Raw genomic sequence first — 16,924 nt, forward strand, 5'->3', positions numbered from 1 at the left:
AGCGGTTCACGCGCTACCGCTTGCCCAGCACCGGCATCACCCAGCCCTTCAGGAAGGCGTCCTCCGGCGGCACCGCGACCGGCTTCCCGTCCGCCAGCAGCACCTGCAGCAAGGCGGTGTGCAGAGCGGTGCAGCCGCCGAGGTCCAGCCGGGGGGCCTCCACGGCACACAGCCATTCGGCCAGCGGGATCGCCTCCTCCACCGTGCAGGCGCCTTCGAAACGGGCGGTACGGTCCTCGAAACGGATGGGCATCACAGCAGCTCCCGCAGGTTGAGGGCGAGCAGAAGCCGCCCGTCGCCGAGCACCGCCGTGCCGGCGTAGCCGCGCAGCCGGGCGAGCAACCCGGTCATCGGCTTCAGAACCACCTCGGCGCGTTCGCGGAAGGCGTCCACGACCAGCGCCACCGGCTGCCCGCCGAGGTCCACCAGAAGCACCGCCTCACCGCGGCGCTCCCGCTCGTCCTCCGGCAGGTTGAGCAGGCGGCGCAGCCGCAGCAACGGAACCACCGCGTCCTGCACGACGACGCTCTCCGCGTGCTTCATCCGGCGGATCGCGCCGTGGGGAACGCGCTGCATGCCGGTGACCAGCGTGACCGGAAAGCCGTAGAGCGCGCCAGCCGTCTCCACCGTCACCAGCCGGGTGACCATCATCGTCAGCGGCAGGACGAGGCGGAAACGCGTCCCGACGCCGGGGGTCGAGGCGACCTCCACCCGTCCGCCCGCCTGCTCCACCGCGCCGCGCACGGCGTCCATCCCCACCCCGCGGCCCGACAGGTCCGACACCGTGGCCGAGGTGCTGAGCCCCGGCAGGAAGATCAGGCGCAAAGCCTCGGATTCGGTCAGGGCCGCCGCCTGCTCCGCCGTCAGGGCGCCCGCCGCCACCGCCTTGCGGCGCACCGCCTCCGCGTCGATGCCCGCCCCATCGTCGGAGACCTCCACCACCACACCGCCGCTGTCCTGGAAGGCCTGGACGCGAATCGCCGCCACCTCCGGCTTGCCGGCGGCGCGGCGGCGCTCCGGCGGTTCGACGCCATGGTCCAGGGCGTTGCGGACGAGGTGCAGCAGCGGTTCGCCCAGGATGTCGAGGATGTCCTTGTCCGCCTCCGTCTCGCCGCCGGAAAGATGCAGCTCGACCGGCTTGCCGAGCCGCCGCGCGGTGTCGCGGACCAGCCGGGGCAGCGGATCGAAGACGCGCGACAGCGGCAGCAGGCGCAAGCGCAGCACCGCGTCCTGCAGGTCGCCGACGATGGAGTCGATGCGGCCGTGAGCCTCCTTGATGCCCTGGGCCAGCGCGTCGGCGCTGCGTCCCTCCTGCGCCTCGCGGGCGAGATAGGGCAGGCTTCCCTTGGCGACGACCAGTTCGGCGACCAGCGCCATCAGCCGGTCCATGCGCTCCGCGTCCACCCGCAACCCCCGCCGCGCCGGGCCTGCCGGAATCGCGGGCGTCGCCGCCGCCGGGCCATCCGCCAGGGATTCAAGGCAGCGGATGAGCGCGGGCGTCGGGCCTTCTGCAGCGCGGTCCAGCGCCGCTCCCTCGGTGTTCCGCCCCTCGGCGGCCAGGATGTTGCGCGCCGCCCGCAGCACCGCCGCCCGGCGGGACGCGGTCTCCTCGTCGCTGCCGGGCAGGCCGAGGATGCGCGCCTGTTCCCGCAGCAGGGCCGTCGCGAGGCTGGCTGGCGCGAGGCTGGCTGGCGCGGCGGGGGGCGCGGTCTCGGCAGTCGGGGAAGGAATGGCGACGGTGGCGAGCGCCACCTGATCGGGAACGCCACGGAACAGACGCGTCAGCTCGTCCTTCGGCGCGCCGCTGAGCGCGCGGAAACGCAGGGCGCAGCGGTAGGGATCGAGGTCGGTCAGCGGCGGCCAAGCCCCGGCGGACTCAATGCGCAGCAGCAGCAGATCGGGGATGCGGCGGCACAGGTCGAGCGGATCGTCCCCGGCGAAGAAGCAGTCCTCCGCCGGGTCGTAGGCGATGGCGGTGACGGTGCGCCCGGCGGCCTTGGCCCGGTCGGCCTCCGGCAGCTCGTCCACCCAGGCGAAGCCGGCGGGCGTGCCGCCGTCCGCGGCCTCCGCCGGCCCGCCGAGGGCGGCGCGCAGCCCAACCTCCTGCGCCCGCGCGCGCGCGTCGGCATCGTCGGGAAGCGATTGGCTGAGTTCCAGGCCGTCGACCCACGCGGCGCTGGTGTCGAGCAACTCAAGAAGCCGGTCGGCCAGATCGCCGGTCATGGCGGCGCGCCCGTCGCGCACGGCCATCAGCGCGTCCTCGCCGGCATGGACCATGCGGGTGAAGGGCGCCATGTCGAACAGGCCGGTCGCGCCCTTCAGCGTGTGCAGCGCGCGGAACAGGTCGTTGACCGCGGCCTTGTCGGCCGGGTCGCGCTCCAGCCGCAGCAGCGCGGCGCCCGCCGCCTCCAGCAACTCGCGCGATTCGAGGACGAACTGCTCGAACAGCGCGCTCATGACCGTGCCTCCCGGCCGGTCAGCAGGCGGGCGGCGGCGGTGAGGTCGGCGGGGCGCACCGGCTTCACAAAGTACCAGTTGGCCCCGGCGAGCAGCGCCTTCTCGCGGTCGCTGTCCTTGGATTCGGTGCTGATCATGATCGCCGGCACGTCGCGCAGGGTGTGCTCCTGCCGCAGGCGGCGCAGCATGGTGTAGCCGTCCATCTTCTGCATGTTGATGTCCACGATCAGTAGGTCCGGCGTGGAGGACAGCGCGTGCTCCAGCCCGTCGATCCCGTTCACCGCCTCGTCGACCCGAAAGCCGTCAGACTCCAGAACCTGCCGGGTGTAGGCCCGCACGGTCACGGCGTCGTCGACCACGAGGACGCGGGGTTGTGGGGCGCGGGGCTGGGGATTGGGTCGGTCGGTCACCGCACGGCCTCCTTAACTCTGGGGCTTCTGATAGAGGATGGCGTCGGGGAACCGGCGCGGCACGAACAGGGAGGACATCCGGCTCATGCTTTCCGAATGGCCGAGGCAGATGAACCCGTTGGGCGACAGCGCGTCGTAGAACATCGACGCCGCCTCGCGCCGCCCCAGATCGTCGAAATAGATCAGCAGATTGCGGCAGAAGATGACGTCCATGCCACGGAAATCCGCCATTTGCCGCGGATCGGCGATGTTCACCAGCGAGAAGTCGATGGAGTCCCGCAACTCCTCCATGATCTGCCAGCTCTGGTCGTCGAGACGGGTGAAGTATTTGGCGACGAGGTCGCGCGGCAACGCCTGGAGCGACCGCTCCTCGTAGATTCCCTCCTGCGCGCGGGCCAGCACCTGGCTGTCGATGTCGGAGGCGTAAAGCTCGATCTCGAAATCGTCCACCCGGCTCCACCGCTCCAGCAGTGTGATGGCGATGGAATAAGGCTCCTCGCCGGTGGCGCAGCCGGCCGACCAGATGCGCACCCGGCTGCCCAGCGGGCGCCCGCGCACAACCTCGTCCAGCGCGGCGTTCACCAGGCAATCGAGCTGGTACAGTTCGCGAAAGAAATAGGTCTCGTTCACCGTCATCCGGTTGACGAGAAGCTGCAGTTCCTCGCCCGACGCCTGGAAGCGCAGCAGGTTCAGATACTGGCGGAAATGCTCGGCGCCGACCGCCGCCATCCGCTCCGACACGCGGCGGTCGACGAAGTAGCGCTTGGCCTCGGTGAAGGACAGGCCGGTGCGTTCCCGCAAGAACCGGCAGAAGACGTCGTAATCCGCAGCGCTCAAGCCGGCGGTGTCCCCCTTGTCCGAAGGCCCCTTGTTCGAAGGCCCTTTGTCCGAAGGCAGGCTCATTCAGGCTCCGGAAAACAGGCGGCGGGCCGCGTCGACGGAAAAGGCGACGAAGGGATCGTCCGGAAAGCGCCCGGACAACCGCTCGACGACCGGCAGGGCCGCGGGATCGCCGCTCTCCATCAACGCCTCCACCGCGGACAGGCAGACATTCACATGCGGATCACGGTCGATCACCCCGGCCAGCCGGTCCAGCCGGTCCGGATGGGGCAGCTTGCCCACGAGCTGGGCCGCGAAGATGCGCAGGTCCGAATCCGCGGCGGTCAGCAGCGGGGCGACCTCCGGCATCACCACGGCGGCGGGCATCTGCTGGAGGCTCTCGATCACGCCGTTGCGCAGCCCGACGTCCTCGCTCGCCAGATGGGGAACCAGCGCCGCCGCGGCCGCCGCGGAGCCAATGCGGACCAGCGCGGTGAGGAGGGTTTCACGGACGCTCGCATCGGCCTCGCGCGCCAGCCGCGCGGACAGGGCGGGCACGGCGTCGGGACGCTCGCCGAGGACGTGGGCGGCCTGACGCCGCCGGGCCGGATCGGCATCCTCCAGCCACGCCAGCGGATCGCCACCTTCGGTGGCGCCCGCCGGCTTCGCTCCGTCGAACTTCCGGGCCTTCACCAGAGCCATGCCACCGCCTCCACACCTGTCGCGTTCATCCCATCACCCGCCAGCCATCACCCGCCAGCCATCACCCGCCAGCCATCACCCAGCGCGTCACCTGCTGGGCCACCCGGTCGGACGGCAGCACCATGTCGGCGCCGCCGCGGCGGATCAGCTCCTGCGGCATCCCGAACACGACGGCGCTGGCTTCCGCCTCCGCGATGGTCCGGCCGCCCTGGCGGCGCAGCTCCGCCATCGAAACCGCGCCATCGGACCCCATGCCCGTCAGGAGAACACCGATCAGCCGCGACGGTGCCACGGCGCGCAGGGCGCTTTCGACCATACGATCGACGTTGGGATGCCAGCTCCGCCGCTCGTCCATCGGAACGGGTTGGGCGCAGAGCCGTCCGCCGCGCCGGACGATCTGGAGGTCGGCACCGCCGCGCGCGATGCAGGCCATCCCCGGCTGGAGCGGCGTGGTCGTCGCCGCCTCCACCACCGTCACCGCGGAAATGGTGTCGAGACGACGGGCCAGCGGTCCGGTGAAGCTGGCGGGCATGTGCTGGACCACCACCACCGGCCAGGGGAAATCCGCCGGCAGAAGCGGCAGGATGTCCTCCAGCGTGCGCGGCCCGCCGGTGGACACGCCGACCAGCACCAACCCCTCGCCCGGCTTTTCGTCGCCGCCGTCGCTGTCCTCGTCGCCGTCGGCCGCGGTCCGCGGCTTGGACAGGGGAGCGTCGGCCAGGAAATCCTCGCCGACGATGCGCTCGCGCGCCCGGCGCAGCCGTTCCCGCAGCCCCAGCACCCGACGCGGGCGCGACCCGGCGGCGGCGCGCACGGTGGCGACCAGCTCCTCGGCGATGCCGGCGATGGCCCCGACTCCCGTCGGCTTGCGCACCGCCTCGACCGCCCCCAGGCGCAGCGCCTCCAGGGTCACCTCCGCCCCATCCGCGGTCAGCGCCGACACCATCACCACCGGCTTGGGATGCTCGATCATGATGCGCTTCAGGCAAGCAAGGCCGTCCATGCCGGGCATCGTGACGTCCAGGGTCACCACATCCGGATCGAAGGCGGGCAGCCGTTCCAGCGCCTCCGCCCCGTCGGCGGCGGTCTCCACCGCGAAGCCGGCGGACGAGAGGATGTCGCCGATGCGCCGCCGCATCAGCGCCGAATCATCGACGACCAGGACCTTCACCATGACAGAACCACCTTCCGATCAGACGGTGGCCAGGAGGTCGGCGAGCTGGTCCATGTCCAGCAATTCCGCCGGGTCCATCAGCAGGATCATCCGCCGTTCCCCGGCGCTCTCCAGCGCGCCGATGCGGCGGATCAGCCGGTGCTGCGCCTGCGACACGACCGGGGCCGGACCGATGGCGCTGTCCGGAAGCCGGACGATCCCGGCCATGCCGTCCACGAGCAGTCCGGCGCGGGCCGTCCCGGCGGCGATCACGACCACGCGGCCCCGCTGCTCAGCGCTCCCATGCCCGTCGGGCAGGCGCAACAGGCGGCGCAGCGCGACCAGCGGCAGAACGGCGCCGCGCAGGGTCGTCACGCCGCTGACGAAGTCCGGCGCGTTGGGCAGTGGGGTCACCGCGTCGGGCTGGCGCAGCACCTCCTGCACCGCCGCGACCGGAAGGCCGTAGTCCGCCCCGGCCAGCCGGAACACCACGAAGGCCTCCGCCCGCTCCGCCTCCGCGTCCATCGCCACAGCCACCTCCCCTTCGCGCCGCTGGGCAAGACCGCCCAAGCCGGCGCCATCGCCCGCTCCATGGCGGAACAGCCGTTCCGCCGACAGGACCGGGACCAGCCGCGCGCCGCCGTCCAGCCGCGCGATGCCATCCATGTCCTCGAACTCCGCCTCCCGCGCCATCAGCGGCGGCACCGCATCGATGCGTCCGCGGGGAACCCGCAGGATCTCCCGCACATCCTCCACCGCCACGCCGACCAGCCCTTCCGCCGTGCGCAGAACGGCCACCTTGCCGCGGCCCGCCCCCTTCTGGGCGTCGAGCCCGAACAGCTCCCGCAGCCCGACCAGGGGAAGCAGCGCGTCGCGCAGTGTCATCATGCCCAGAAGATGGGGACGGGCACGGGGGATGCGGGTCACCGTCTCCGGAACCGGAACGACCTCCCGCACCGCCGCCACCGGCAGCGCGAACTCCTGCTCCGCAACGGTGAGGACGACGAGTTGTTCCTCGTCCTGGCGCACCGTCCCGGCGCTCTTCGGCTGGGGCGCCGCGCTGAAATCGGCGATTCCCGCCGGCCCCCGGCCGAGGTCGGCGAACTGGCGCTCGATCAGCGGGCCGGGGTCGAGGATCAGCGCGCCGCTCCCCGCGGCCCCGTTTCCGGCCCGGATCGCGCCGGCCAGAAGATCGGCGTCGATGGAGGGATCGGGTGCCGCCCCGGAATCGGCGATGCGGTCCTCGTCCACGGCGGACAGGCCCGACACGCGGTCCACCAGCAGGCCGACCGGCTGGCCGTTGTGACGGACGATCAGCAGCCGCGCCGCCTTCGTCTGCCCATCATCGGTTCCACCCTCCCCGGCCCCGGTTTGGCCCAGGACACGGCGCAGCCCGATGACCGGCAGGACGGCGCCGCGCCGTCGGGCGAGCCCCTCCAGGGCGGGTGGGCCCAGGGGAATCGACACCAGCGCCGGCGGGCGCAGGATCTCCAGCACGCCGTCGAGCGGCAGGGCCATCTCCACGCCGCCGACCGTGAAAAGCACGAAGGAACGCACGCCGTCGCGGCGGATGATCGCGGCCATCGGTCGTCTCCCCGCCGGCCGGTCAGCCGGCCCCTTGCAGTTCTTCGGCCATGGCGGCGATCTCCTCGATGGCGGCGGCCAGTTCCTCGGCACCCTTGGCCTGCTCGCGCGCGGCCTTGGCCGCCTCGTTGGCCGAGCGGTTGGCCTGGTTGGCCGCCGTGGCGACCTGCTCGACGCCCTTCTGCGCCTCCGCCACGGCGCGCTGGACCTCGCCGGCGTTCTCGACGATCTCGCGGCTGCCGGATGTCACGGTGCGCAGGTCGGCGATGGCGGCGGCGAGGCTGCCGGCGAACTCCTGGTGACGCAGGGACTGGCGCGCCGTTTCGCTCCCGATGTCCTCGATGTCGCGGCGGACGCGCCCGATCTGGTCCTGGATGGCGTGGACGATGTCTTTCACCCGCTCGACATTCTCCGAGCTGTCGCGGGCGAGGTTGCGGATGTCGTTGCTGACGACGGTGAAGCCGCGCCCGAACTCCCCGGCCCGCGCCGCCTCGATCGAGCCGCTGACCGCCAGCATGCCGGTCTGGATGGCGATGATGGAGATGGCGTCGACCACCTTGTCGATGCGCCGCCCGATCTGTTCCATGGAGCCGATCCGCTCCACCGTGCGCAGGCTGGCGGCCACCGCCTCGCCCACCCCGGCGGTCAGCGCGCCCACCATGTCCTGCGTCTCGGACAGCAGCGCCTCCAGGCCGACGCAGCGCTGAAGAGCCTCCTCGGCGCGGCTGTGGCCGAGCCGGGCGCTGGCCTCGATCTCGGCGATGGCGCTGCTCGACTGGTGGGTCGCCGCCCCCTGGGCCTGGGCGCCGCGCGAAATCTGGGTGATCGCCGCCATGATCTGGGCGGCGGCGCGGTTGATCTCCTCGATGGCGGCGGAGAGCTGCTCGGCGGCCGACGCGAGGTCGCCGGCGGCGCGGTGGACGTCGGTGTTGCCGGTCAGCTCGTCGGCCAGATCGGACAGCTGGCCGGCGGCCTGCTCGCTCTGGGCCAGGGCCTTGGCCTGCTCGCCGACCGTCTTCAGCGCCTCCTCGCTGGCCGCAGCCTGCTCCTCCGCGGCGGAGGCGACGCTCTCGGCGCCCCGCTGCGCCTCCCGCCCGGCGGAATCGGCCTCCAGCGCGGCCTTGATGGTCTCCTGGGCGCCGCGGGCAATGTCGCCCATGCCGTCGCGCACCCGGTCGAGCTGGCCGGCGATCCGGCGCCCCCGGTCCACCTCGGCCTTGGACGCGTCGGCGCCGGCGACGATGCTCTCGGCGATGGCGCCGACCGCCTTCTGGATCTCCTCGACCATGCGGTTGATCTCGTTGGCGGACCGTTCGGAGCGCTCGGCCAGGGCCTGCACCTCGTCGGCCACCACGGCGAAGCCGCGCCCGGCGTCACCCGCGCGGGCGGCCTCGATGGCAGCGTTCAGGGCCAGGAGGTTGGTCTGGTCGGCCATGACCGCCACCCCCTCGACGATGGTGCCGATCTCCGCCGCCTGCCGCTCCAGATCGCGGACCAGGGCGACGGCGGCCTCCTGGCGCGCGGCGGCGCGGACCAGCCCATCGACGGAGGTCAGGATCTGGCCGCTGACGTCCTTCATCAGCGCCTGCAGCGCCTCGATGCGCGACAGCGACGATTCGGCATTGCCGCGCGCCCGTCCGATCAGGCTGGCGCTGCGGTCGATCATCCGCTGCGACTGCTGGGTGGCGCTGGCCGCCTCCTCCGCACCGGCGGCGACCTGTTCCATCGCCTTGCGCAGCTCCTCGGCGGCGGCGGCGGCCTGGGTCACGCCGCTGGCCAGCTCATTCGCGGCGGCGGCAATGCCCTCCGCCGCCTTGCGCCGCCGGTTGCCGGCGCGGGCGCGCCGCCGCACCTCCGCCGCGCGGCGGGTCGACAGGGCGTTGTCGGGCTGGTTGGGCAGAGCGGCGTCGTTGGGAAGCACCGTCGCGTCCTCGCCGCCATCCGCGTTGCGGGAGGCGCTCGCCGTGTCGATCCGCTTCTTCTTGACCAAGGCCATGATCCAAACCCCTTGCCCCGTGAGCCCGTGTTTCTCTGTCGGGGTCTCTTGTTGATTGGCGTGTGTCGATTGCCGCCGGGTGACGGCCCTCAGGCCAGCACCCGGCCGATGTAGCGCCCGATCGCCGCCTTCAGCTCCACCGCCGATCCGGCGTCAAGCGCCAGGACGACCGTCCCCTCGACATCGTGGGGCGGCGTGCGGAAGGTGACGTGGAACAGGATGGCCTGCGCCTCCGCCGTCAGGGCGACGCCGCAGCGCTCCAGGAGGCCGTCCCCCACCCCGCGCAGAACCTGAGGCAGGGTGGTGCCGACCGCGACGCCCAGCAGATTGCCCATGGAGGACAGGCAGCTGTTCAGAACGATGTTGCCGACCTCGGCGAGCGCCTCCTCCACCAGCTCCGCCGCGTCCTCCTTGGGGACGCCGGGCGGCAGGGCGGCGGCGGCGAGCGGCAGGCCGCTGCGCTCGGGCATCAGCAGGATCGCCGAGCCGAGGAAAGTCCCGGACAGACACTCCGTCACCGCGATCAGCGCCCCCGGCAGCGCCGACCGAAGCAGGCCGGCGACCCGGTCGCCGGGAACGAGGCTGACCATCGGCACGGAGAGCTCCACCGGCCCACCGATCATCCGGCTGAGCGCCGTGGATGCCCGGCCGACGCCGATGTTTCCCAGCTCCGTCAGCGCGTCGCGTTCCAGATCGTCCAGCTCAAGCACCATGGGGATCGGGTCCATCGGCGCGCGCCGGCCGGACCGTGCCGGTCAACCGGCGCCCCCGCCGGACCCATCGTTGGAGGACGGGCGGCGCGGCAGGCTGGCGGCGGTCAGGAAGCGGGCCATCTGCTCCTCCTCCAGCGGCTTGGGCATGAAGGCGGCGCCCAGCGCGCGGATGCCGGACACCACCGAATCCTGGGCGTTGGCCGTGATGATGGCGACGCGGATGTCCGGCTTCGCCTGCAGCAGGCGGGCGGCGGCCTCCAGGCCGTTGTCGCCCGGCATGTTGAAGTCGATTATGGCGATATGGATATCACCTTCGTCCAGTTTTCCATAAAGCTCAGCGCTGTTCGCCGCTTCGATGACCGTCCAATCCGGCTTGTTCCGAAGTATTATGCCGCGGACATGCATGCGGGACAGCTTGCTGTCGTCCACGACGATTACGGTCTTGCTCAACGCCTGTGCTCCGGGAGGAGAGAAAATTTGAATTGTGAAGCGATTATAACCACGGCCACGCCATGCGCCAGCATGGATTGCGGTCCGCAATCAGCGTTTTTCGACGAGCCTCCCCTTGGCCCGCTGCGGTGGCTTTGCTAACAGAGGATTGGCCGACAAGGCGATGCGCACAGGGCCATGCACTCCGGGGGGCCGTCCGTGGACGATTTCATCAGCGCGCTCGTGGTGTTTCTCGTCGTGGTCGATCCGATCGGGCTGGTTCCGATCTATCTCGGCCTCACCCGCGGCTTCGACAGCCGGCGCAAGCGCACCATCGCGCTGCGCGGGCCGCTGATCAGCTTCGCCATCATCGTCTTCTTCGCCTATCTGGGCGAACTGGTGCTGAGCGCCCTGTCCATCGGCATGCCGGCCTTCCGCATCGCCGGCGGCGCGCTGCTGTTCTGGATCGCCTTCGAGATGCTGTTCCAGCGCCGGGCCGAGCGCAAGGAACGCACCGCCGACGACGCCCGGACGGAGGAGGAGGCCCACGACCTCGCCGTCTTCCCACTGGCGATCCCGTTGATCGCCGGGCCGGGCGCCATCACCTCGACCCTGCTGCTGATGGACCGCTACGGCGCGACGTTGGCCGGCCAGGGCATGGTGCTGGGCGCCGCCGCGGTCGCCGTTGGCAGCGTCATGGCGCTGCTGGTCGTCGCCGATCTGGTGAACAAACTGCTCGGCCGCACGGTGATCCACACGGTCAGCCGCGTGCTGGGCATCGTCCTGGCGGCGCTGGCCGCCCAGACGATCATCGAAGGCATCACCGCCGTCTATCCGCCGCACTGATATCCACAGAGGGACAACCGACCATGGACCGGCACACGCTCAGCAACGGGCGCCTCGGCGCCGCGATCAAGGCCGACGGGGCGGAACTGTGCTCGCTGTCCCTCGACGGGCGGGAACTGCTCTGGCAAGCCGGTCCGGAATGGCCGCGCCACGCCCCCGTGCTGTTCCCCATCGTCGGGCGGCTGAAGGACGACACGCTGCGCCACCAGGAGCAGACCTACCGCATGACGCAGCACGGCTTCGCCCGCGACCGCCGCTTCGCCTGGGAGGAGCACACCGCGACCCTCTGCCGCCTGTCGCTGTCCGACGACGCGCAGACCCGCGCGCTCTACCCCTTCGCCTTCCATTTGGAGCTGATGTTCGAGCTCGACGCGGACGGGCTGACCATCCGCCACCGCATCACCAATCCGGGCGATGAGGCGCTGCCCACCTCGCTCGGCGTGCATCCGGCCTTCCTCTGGCCGTTGCGGGACGGCGTGCCGAAGGAGGCGCACGATCTTCTGTTCGAAGCCGACGAGCCCGAACCGATCCGCCGCGTTGAGGGCGGCCTGCTGGCGCCGCGGCCCGAGCCGACGCCCGTCGAGGGCCGCCGCCTGCCGCTGACCGAGGCGTTGTTCACGCGCGACGCGGTGATCCTCGACCGGCCGGCCAGCCGCTCCGTCCGTTACGGCGCTCCCGGCACCCCGGCCATCACCGTCTCCTGGGACGGCTTCCGCGAGTTGGGCATCTGGTCGAAGCCGGCCGGCGCGCCCTTCCTGTGCATCGAGCCCTGGCACGGCCACGCCTCCCCGGCGGAGTTCGACGGGGAGTTCGTGGACAAGCCGGGGCTGCTGCACATCGCCCCCGGAGCGACGCGGGAGCTGAGCTACCGCATCGCCGTGGGGTAAAGGGCCGGCGTTCCGTCAGCCGCGCTTGTTCAGCGGAACGAAAGCGCGGCCCGGATTGCCGGTGTAGAGCTGGCGGGGGCGACCGATCTTCTGCTGCGGGTCCTCGATCATCTCCTGCCACTGGGAAATCCAGCCGACGGTGCGGGCCAGCGCGAACAGCACGGTGAACATGCTGGTCGGGAAGCCCATCGCCTTCAGGATGATGCCCGAGTAGAAATCGACGTTCGGATACAGCTTCTTCTCGACGAAGTAGGGGTCCTCCAGCGCGATCTTCTCCAGCTCCATGGCGATGGCGAGGTGCGGCTCGTCCTTGATGCCCAGCACGTCCAGAACCTCATAGCAGGTCTGGCGCATGATCTTGGCGCGCGGGTCGTAGTTCTTGTAGACCCGGTGGCCGAAGCCCATCAGTCGGAAGGGATCGTTCTTGTCTTTGGCCCGCTTGATGAATTCGGGGATGCGCTCGACCGAGCCGATCTCCTCCAGCATCAGCAGCACGGCCTCGTTGGCGCCGCCGTGGGCCGGACCCCACAGCGCCGCGATGCCCGAGGCGATGCAGGCGAAGGGGTTGGCGTGCGACGAGCCGGCCAGCCGCACCGTGGAGGTCGAGGCGTTCTGCTCGTGGTCGGCGTGCAGGATGAAGATCTTGTCCATGGCGCGGGCCAGGACCGGATCGACCTTCCAGGTCTCGCACGGCGTCCCGAAAGTCATGTAAAGGAAGTTTTCCGCGTAGCTGAGGTCGTTGCGCGGATACATGAAGGGCTGGCCGACCGAGTATTTGTAGGCCATGGCGGCCATGGTCGGCATCTTGGCGATCAGCCGGTGCGCGGCGATCATCCGCTGGCGCGGGTCGAGGATGTCCGTCGAGTCGTGGTAAAAGGCCGACAGCGCGCCGGTCACCCCGCACATCACCGCCATGGGGTGCGCGTCGCGGCGGAACCCGCTGTAGAAGCGGCTCAACTGCTCGTGCACCATGGTGTGGTAGGTGATGGTGCGCTCGAACTCCTCCTTCTGCTGCGGATCCGGCAGTTCGCCGCGAAGGAGCAGGTGGCAGACCTCCAGATAATCGCAGTTCTCGGCCAGATCCTGGATGGCGTAGCCGCGGTGCAGGAGGATGCCCTCGTCGCCGTCGATGTAGGTGATCGCCGACTCGCAGCTCGCCGTCGAGGTGAAGCCGGGATCGAAGGTGAAGTAGCCGGTTTCGGCGTAGAGCTTGCGCACGTCGATGGCGCGCGGGCCGGTTTCGCCTTCCAGCAGCGGCAGCCTGACGGTTTTCCCGGTCGTGTCGTCGGTGACCGTGATGGTCCCGACCTGCTTGACCTCGCCGCGCCAGACCGGCCGGCCCTTGCTGCTCTCCATCGGCCCCTCCTTATGCACGCGTCATCGGGCGTGACGCTGTTTCGTTGCACGTAGGAGACTGTATGAATGGGGGGTGTCGTCAATAGCACTCCCGATAGATGCCACCCCGCCGGGCATAGGCCATCAGAAGATTCCCGCCTCCAGCCCGGCGGCCATCAGCAGCCCAAGCTCCTCGCAGGAGGCGGCGAAATCGTCGCGGTAGGGGCCGCGGCAGACCAGCGGGTCCTGCACCGGACGCCAGCGCAGCCCCGTCGTGATGGAGGCGACGGCGCGGCAAGTCCCCGTCCCGTCATGGCCCGCCCGGACGAACAGCGCGTAGGGCATCCCCTGCGTGCGCTCCAGGCAGGGGTAATAGCTGCGGTCGAAGAAATCCTTGAGCGCCCCGCTCATGGTGCCCAGATTCTCGGTCGTCCCGAGGATCACGCCCTGCGACTCCAGCACGTCCTCCGGCCCGGCCTCCAGCGGCGGCTTCGCCACCACCTCAACCCCCTGCACCTCGGGCGACCGCGCCCCGCGCAGCACGGCGTCCAGCAGCGCCCGCGTGTTGGGCGACGGGCAATGGGCGACGACGAGGAGGCGTTTGGGCGGCATGATTCGTCCTTTCCACGGCGACTCTACCAACAACACAGGAGGACGTCCCATGAGCGAAGACGCGCGCCGCCTCGTCGTCGTCACGGGTGGCCCCGGCTCCGGGAAAAGCACGCTGATCGACGCGCTGGCCCGCGAAGGCTACGCCCACAGCGTGGAAGCGGGCCGCGCCATCATCCAGGACCAGACGGCCATCGGCGGTCCGGCGCTGCCTTGGATCGACCCGTCGGCCTTCGCGGAGCTGATGCTGTGCTGGGAACTGCGCTCCCTCCGCCTCGCGCGGGAGCAGGCGGGAACGGTCTTCTTCGACCGCGGCATCCCGGACGTCATCGGCTACCTGCGCCTGATGAAGCGTCCGGTTCCCGCGCATCTGGAAACGGCGGCCCGCCGCTTCCGCTATCACCGGACCGTCTTCGTGGCACCGCCTTGGCCGGAGATTTTCGGGACGGACACCGAGCGCCGGCAGACCCTCGCCGAAGCCGTGGCGACCCACGACGCCATGGTCGAGACTTACGGCGGGCTGGGTTACGAGCTGGTCACACTGCCCAAGGCGCCGGTGGCGGAGCGGCTGCGCTTCGTCCTGGAGCAGCTTGGCGGACCGGGGCCGATCACGCCCGCCCCGCTCACGCCATGAGCTGACCGCCGTTCACCTCGATCACCTGCCCGGTGATGTAGCCGCTGAGCGCCTCCGACGCCAGGAACAGATAGGCGCCGACGCAGTCCTCCGCCGTGCCCAGCCGGCCCAACGGGATGCGCGCCGCCGTCGCCGCCAGCTTCTCCGGCGAGGAGTAGCGCTGGTGGAAATCGGTGTCGATGGTGCCGGGCGAGACGGCGTTGACGCGGATGCGGTCCGGCGCCAGTTCCGCCGCCAGGGAGCGGGTGAAGGTCGAGACGAAGGCCTTCGACGCGCTGTAGATCGAGGAGCCGGGGCTGCCTCCCGTGCGGGCGGAGATGGAGACGGTGTTGACGATGGCCCCGCACCCCGCGGCGCGCAACGCCGGCAGGGCACGCCGGCAGGCCACGACGACGGAGCGCAGGTTGAGGTCGATCACCTCGTCCAGGAAATCGTCGCCGATCCGCTCCAGCGGCACCCGCCCGACCATGGTGCCGGCGTTGTTGACGAGGATGTCCAGCCCGCCCAGCGCCTGCACCGCCGCGTCCACCGCCGACTCCACGGCGCGCGGGTCGCGGAAGTCGCCGCTGACGGCGTAGACCTCCGTCCCGCCCGCAGTGAGGGCGAGCGCCAGCCGGGCCGCGGCGTCGTTGCCACCGGAGCCGTGGAGCGCCACCCGCGCGCCCAGGCTGGCGAAGGCGGTGCCCACCGCCGCCCCGATGCCCCGGCTGCTGCCGGTCACCAGCACGCGCTTGCCGCGCAGATCCTCGCCCAACAAAGTCATGGCTCCGGCCCCTCAGCGTTCGCGGCGCACGCGGCGCACCGCGTCCAGCCAGCCGTCGTACAGGCGGGCGCGCTTGGCCGCGTCCATCCGCGGCTCGAACCGGCGGTCGCAACGCCAGGCGCCGGCCAGCGCCGCCTGATCGCGGTAGACTCCGGCCTTCAACCCGGCCAGCCCGGCGGCGCCCAGCGCGGTCGTCTCGATCACCGCCGGGCGTTCCACCGGCAGGTCCAGCACGTCGGCCAGGAACTGGCACAGCCAGTCGTTCGCCGCCATGCCGCCGTCCACCCGCAGCGCGTCGGAGGTCGCCGTGTGCGCGGCCGACCAATCGGAAACCATGGCGTCCCGTAGATCGCGGGTCTGGAAGGCCACCGCCTCCAATGCGGCGCGGGCGATGTGGGCCGGGCCGGCGTCCAGCGTCAGGCCGAAGATGGCGGCGCGGGCCTCCGGGTCCCAATGGGGGGCGCCCAGGCCCACGAAGGCCGGCACCAGATAGACGCCGTGGCTGTCCGGAACGCGGGTCGCCATGTCGTCGGTCTGGGAGGCGTGGGTGATGATCCCCAGCCCGTCGCGCAGCCATTTGATGGCCGCCCCGGCGATGAAGATGGAGCCCTCCAGCGCGTAGGTCGTCCGCCCGTCGAGCCGGTAGGCCACCGTGGTCAGCATGTTGGCGCGCGATTCCACCGGCTCGTCGCCGGTGTTCAGCAGGGCGAAGCAGCCGGTGCCGTAGGTCGATTTCACCATGCCCGGCTGGAAGCAGGCCTGCCCGAAGGTGGCCGCCTGCTGGTCGCCGGCGATGCCGGTGATCGGGATGGCGCGGCCCAGCAGGTCCGGCTCCGTCGCGCCGAACTCGGCGCTGCTGTCCAGCACCTCCGGCATCATGGCGCGGGGGATGCGGAACAGGGCGAGCAGCTCGTCGTCCCAGTCCTGGCGGTGGATGTCGAAGACCATGCTGCGCGAGGCGTTGGTCGCGTCGGTGGCGTGCACCCGCCCGCCGGTCAGCCGGTGCAGCAGGAAGCTGTCGATGGTGCCGAAGCACAGCTCACCCCGCTCCGCCCGCTCCCGCGCGCCGGGGACATGGTCGAGAATCCAGGCGATCTTGGTGGCGGAGAAGTAGGAATCGATCAGCAGCCCGGTCTTGCGCCGCACCAGCGGCCCGCAGCCCTCCTCGACCAGCTTGCGGCAGAGGTCGGATGTGCGGCGGTCCTGCCAGACGATGGCGCGGTGCACCGGCTCGCCGGTACGGCGGTCCCAGACGACGGTGGTTTCGCGCTGGTTGGTGATGCCGATGGCGGCGATGTCCGCGGCGCTCAGCCCGGCCTCGTCCACGGCGCCCCGCATCACCGCCACGGTGTCGCGCCAGATGTCCTCCGGATCGTGCTCCACCCAGCCGTCGGCGGGATAATGCTGCGCGAACTCGCGCCGGGCGATCCCGGCGGGAACGCCCCGCCGGTCGAAGACGATGGCGCGGGTGGAGGTGGTCCCCTGGTCGATGGCGAGGACGTGGCCGGCTTCAGGCATGGTCTTTCCTATGGTCTTTCTTCTTTCCCCTCTCCCCTCTGGGGAGAGGGTTTAGGGTGAGGGGGTTGC

17 protein-coding genes are annotated in these 16,924 nt (G+C 71.0%); 3 read left to right on the top strand and 14 right to left on the bottom strand.

The annotated features are described in order from the left end of the window. Positions 1-13: 13 nt before the first annotated feature. The 10 genes from FBZ83_RS20690 to FBZ83_RS20735 form a co-directional block, all read right to left on the bottom strand. Positions 14-253, bottom strand: a complete 240-nt coding sequence (locus FBZ83_RS20690) for a hypothetical protein (RefSeq protein WP_145687724.1) — start codon at positions 251-253, stop codon at positions 14-16. Continuing rightward, the gene (locus FBZ83_RS20695; RefSeq protein WP_145687727.1) at positions 253-2,457 is read right to left on the bottom strand and encodes a chemotaxis protein CheA; all 2,205 of its coding nucleotides are present in this window, start codon (positions 2,455-2,457) and stop codon (positions 253-255) included. The genes FBZ83_RS20690 and FBZ83_RS20695 overlap by 1 nt, the downstream gene beginning before the upstream one ends. Beyond that, positions 2,454-2,867: a response regulator gene (locus FBZ83_RS20700; protein ID WP_145687729.1), complete on the bottom strand. Its 414-nt coding sequence runs from the start codon at positions 2,865-2,867 to the stop codon at positions 2,454-2,456. Before FBZ83_RS20700 ends, FBZ83_RS20695 begins: the two co-directional genes overlap by 4 nt. Before the next feature lie 12 nt (positions 2,868-2,879). Then, positions 2,880-3,704 carry a CheR family methyltransferase gene (locus FBZ83_RS20705; RefSeq protein WP_348982514.1) on the bottom strand — a complete coding sequence of 275 codons (825 nt, stop codon included), beginning with the start codon at positions 3,702-3,704 and terminating at the stop codon, positions 2,880-2,882. A gap of 66 nt (positions 3,705-3,770) precedes the next feature. Beyond that, positions 3,771-4,388, bottom strand: a complete 618-nt coding sequence (locus FBZ83_RS20710; RefSeq protein WP_145687733.1) for a HEAT repeat domain-containing protein — start codon at positions 4,386-4,388, stop codon at positions 3,771-3,773. A 61-nt stretch (positions 4,389-4,449) separates the two neighbouring features. Continuing rightward, positions 4,450-5,562 carry a chemotaxis-specific protein-glutamate methyltransferase CheB gene (gene cheB / locus FBZ83_RS20715; protein ID WP_145687735.1) on the bottom strand — a complete coding sequence of 371 codons (1,113 nt, stop codon included), beginning with the start codon at positions 5,560-5,562 and terminating at the stop codon, positions 4,450-4,452. 18 nt (positions 5,563-5,580) lie between these two features. After that, entirely contained in the window at positions 5,581-7,125 is a 1,545-nt protein-coding gene (locus tag FBZ83_RS20720) for a chemotaxis protein CheW (protein ID WP_145687738.1), read from the bottom strand. Positions 7,126-7,147: 22 nt separating this feature from the next. Further along, positions 7,148-9,121 carry a methyl-accepting chemotaxis protein gene (locus FBZ83_RS20725; RefSeq protein ID WP_145687741.1) on the bottom strand — a complete coding sequence of 658 codons (1,974 nt, stop codon included), beginning with the start codon at positions 9,119-9,121 and terminating at the stop codon, positions 7,148-7,150. An 89-nt stretch (positions 9,122-9,210) separates the two neighbouring features. Next, a complete protein-coding gene (locus FBZ83_RS20730) occupies positions 9,211-9,849 on the bottom strand; it encodes a chemotaxis protein CheC (protein ID WP_145687743.1) in 639 nt (212 codons plus the stop codon). A gap of 27 nt (positions 9,850-9,876) precedes the next feature. Next, positions 9,877-10,284, bottom strand: coding sequence for a response regulator transcription factor (locus FBZ83_RS20735; RefSeq protein ID WP_145687745.1), 408 nt, complete (start codon positions 10,282-10,284; stop codon positions 9,877-9,879). A gap of 198 nt (positions 10,285-10,482) precedes the next feature. Between FBZ83_RS20735 and FBZ83_RS20740 the strand changes: the two genes are divergently transcribed. Continuing rightward, on the top strand, positions 10,483-11,109 hold the full coding sequence (locus FBZ83_RS20740; RefSeq protein WP_247888398.1) for a MarC family protein: 627 nt from the start codon (positions 10,483-10,485) through the stop codon (positions 11,107-11,109). A gap of 23 nt (positions 11,110-11,132) precedes the next feature. Further along, the gene (locus FBZ83_RS20745; RefSeq protein WP_145687749.1) at positions 11,133-11,996 is read left to right on the top strand and encodes an aldose 1-epimerase family protein; all 864 of its coding nucleotides are present in this window, start codon (positions 11,133-11,135) and stop codon (positions 11,994-11,996) included. A gap of 15 nt (positions 11,997-12,011) precedes the next feature. On the opposite strand, the gene gltA is transcribed toward FBZ83_RS20745, so the two are convergent. Continuing rightward, complete coding sequence (gene gltA, locus FBZ83_RS20750; protein ID WP_145687751.1) at positions 12,012-13,352, bottom strand: citrate synthase; 1,341 nt, start codon at positions 13,350-13,352, stop codon at positions 12,012-12,014. Between the two features lie 123 nt (positions 13,353-13,475). After that, the gene (locus FBZ83_RS20755; RefSeq protein ID WP_145687753.1) at positions 13,476-13,943 is read right to left on the bottom strand and encodes a flavodoxin family protein; all 468 of its coding nucleotides are present in this window, start codon (positions 13,941-13,943) and stop codon (positions 13,476-13,478) included. 49 nt (positions 13,944-13,992) lie between these two features. On the opposite strand from FBZ83_RS20755, the gene FBZ83_RS20760 reads away from it, so the two are divergent. Next, on the top strand, positions 13,993-14,574 hold the full coding sequence (locus tag FBZ83_RS20760) for an AAA family ATPase (RefSeq protein ID WP_186466148.1): 582 nt from the start codon (positions 13,993-13,995) through the stop codon (positions 14,572-14,574). Here FBZ83_RS20760 and FBZ83_RS20765 read toward each other — a convergent pair. Together FBZ83_RS20765 and glpK are read right to left on the bottom strand one after the other, a co-directional pair. Further along, positions 14,564-15,337, bottom strand: a complete 774-nt coding sequence (locus FBZ83_RS20765) for an SDR family NAD(P)-dependent oxidoreductase (protein WP_145687757.1) — start codon at positions 15,335-15,337, stop codon at positions 14,564-14,566. The genes FBZ83_RS20760 and FBZ83_RS20765 overlap by 11 nt on opposite strands. A gap of 12 nt (positions 15,338-15,349) precedes the next feature. Next, positions 15,350-16,855, bottom strand: a complete 1,506-nt coding sequence (gene glpK, locus FBZ83_RS20770; RefSeq protein ID WP_145687765.1) for a glycerol kinase GlpK — start codon at positions 16,853-16,855, stop codon at positions 15,350-15,352. Between the last annotated feature and the right edge of the window lie 69 nt (positions 16,856-16,924).

The organism is Azospirillum brasilense (genome assembly GCF_007827815.1).
GTDB classification, from domain to species: domain Bacteria; phylum Pseudomonadota; class Alphaproteobacteria; order Azospirillales; family Azospirillaceae; genus Azospirillum; species Azospirillum brasilense_C.

Bases quoted from the DNA above. Each gene is read 5' to 3' on its own strand.
- FBZ83_RS20690 (WP_145687724.1), bottom strand. From the start codon at position 253: ATGCCCATCCGTTTCGAGGACCGTACCGCCCGTTTCGAAGGCGCCTGC.
- FBZ83_RS20695 (WP_145687727.1), bottom strand. From the start codon at position 2,457: ATGAGCGCGCTGTTCGAGCAGTTCGTCCTCGAATCGCGCGAGTTGCTG.
- FBZ83_RS20710 (WP_145687733.1), bottom strand. From the start codon at position 4,388: ATGGCTCTGGTGAAGGCCCGGAAGTTCGACGGAGCGAAGCCGGCGGGC.
- cheB (WP_145687735.1), bottom strand. From the start codon at position 5,562: ATGGTGAAGGTCCTGGTCGTCGATGATTCGGCGCTGATGCGGCGGCGC.
- FBZ83_RS20720 (WP_145687738.1), bottom strand. From the start codon at position 7,125: ATGGCCGCGATCATCCGCCGCGACGGCGTGCGTTCCTTCGTGCTTTTC.
- FBZ83_RS20725 (WP_145687741.1), bottom strand. From the start codon at position 9,121: ATGGCCTTGGTCAAGAAGAAGCGGATCGACACGGCGAGCGCCTCCCGC.
- FBZ83_RS20730 (WP_145687743.1), bottom strand. From the start codon at position 9,849: ATGGACCCGATCCCCATGGTGCTTGAGCTGGACGATCTGGAACGCGAC.
- FBZ83_RS20745 (WP_145687749.1), top strand. From the start codon at position 11,133: ATGGACCGGCACACGCTCAGCAACGGGCGCCTCGGCGCCGCGATCAAG.
- gltA (WP_145687751.1), bottom strand. From the start codon at position 13,352: ATGGAGAGCAGCAAGGGCCGGCCGGTCTGGCGCGGCGAGGTCAAGCAG.
- FBZ83_RS20755 (WP_145687753.1), bottom strand. From the start codon at position 13,943: ATGCCGCCCAAACGCCTCCTCGTCGTCGCCCATTGCCCGTCGCCCAAC.
- FBZ83_RS20760 (WP_186466148.1), top strand. From the start codon at position 13,993: ATGAGCGAAGACGCGCGCCGCCTCGTCGTCGTCACGGGTGGCCCCGGC.
- FBZ83_RS20765 (WP_145687757.1), bottom strand. From the start codon at position 15,337: ATGACTTTGTTGGGCGAGGATCTGCGCGGCAAGCGCGTGCTGGTGACC.
- glpK (WP_145687765.1), bottom strand. From the start codon at position 16,855: ATGCCTGAAGCCGGCCACGTCCTCGCCATCGACCAGGGGACCACCTCC.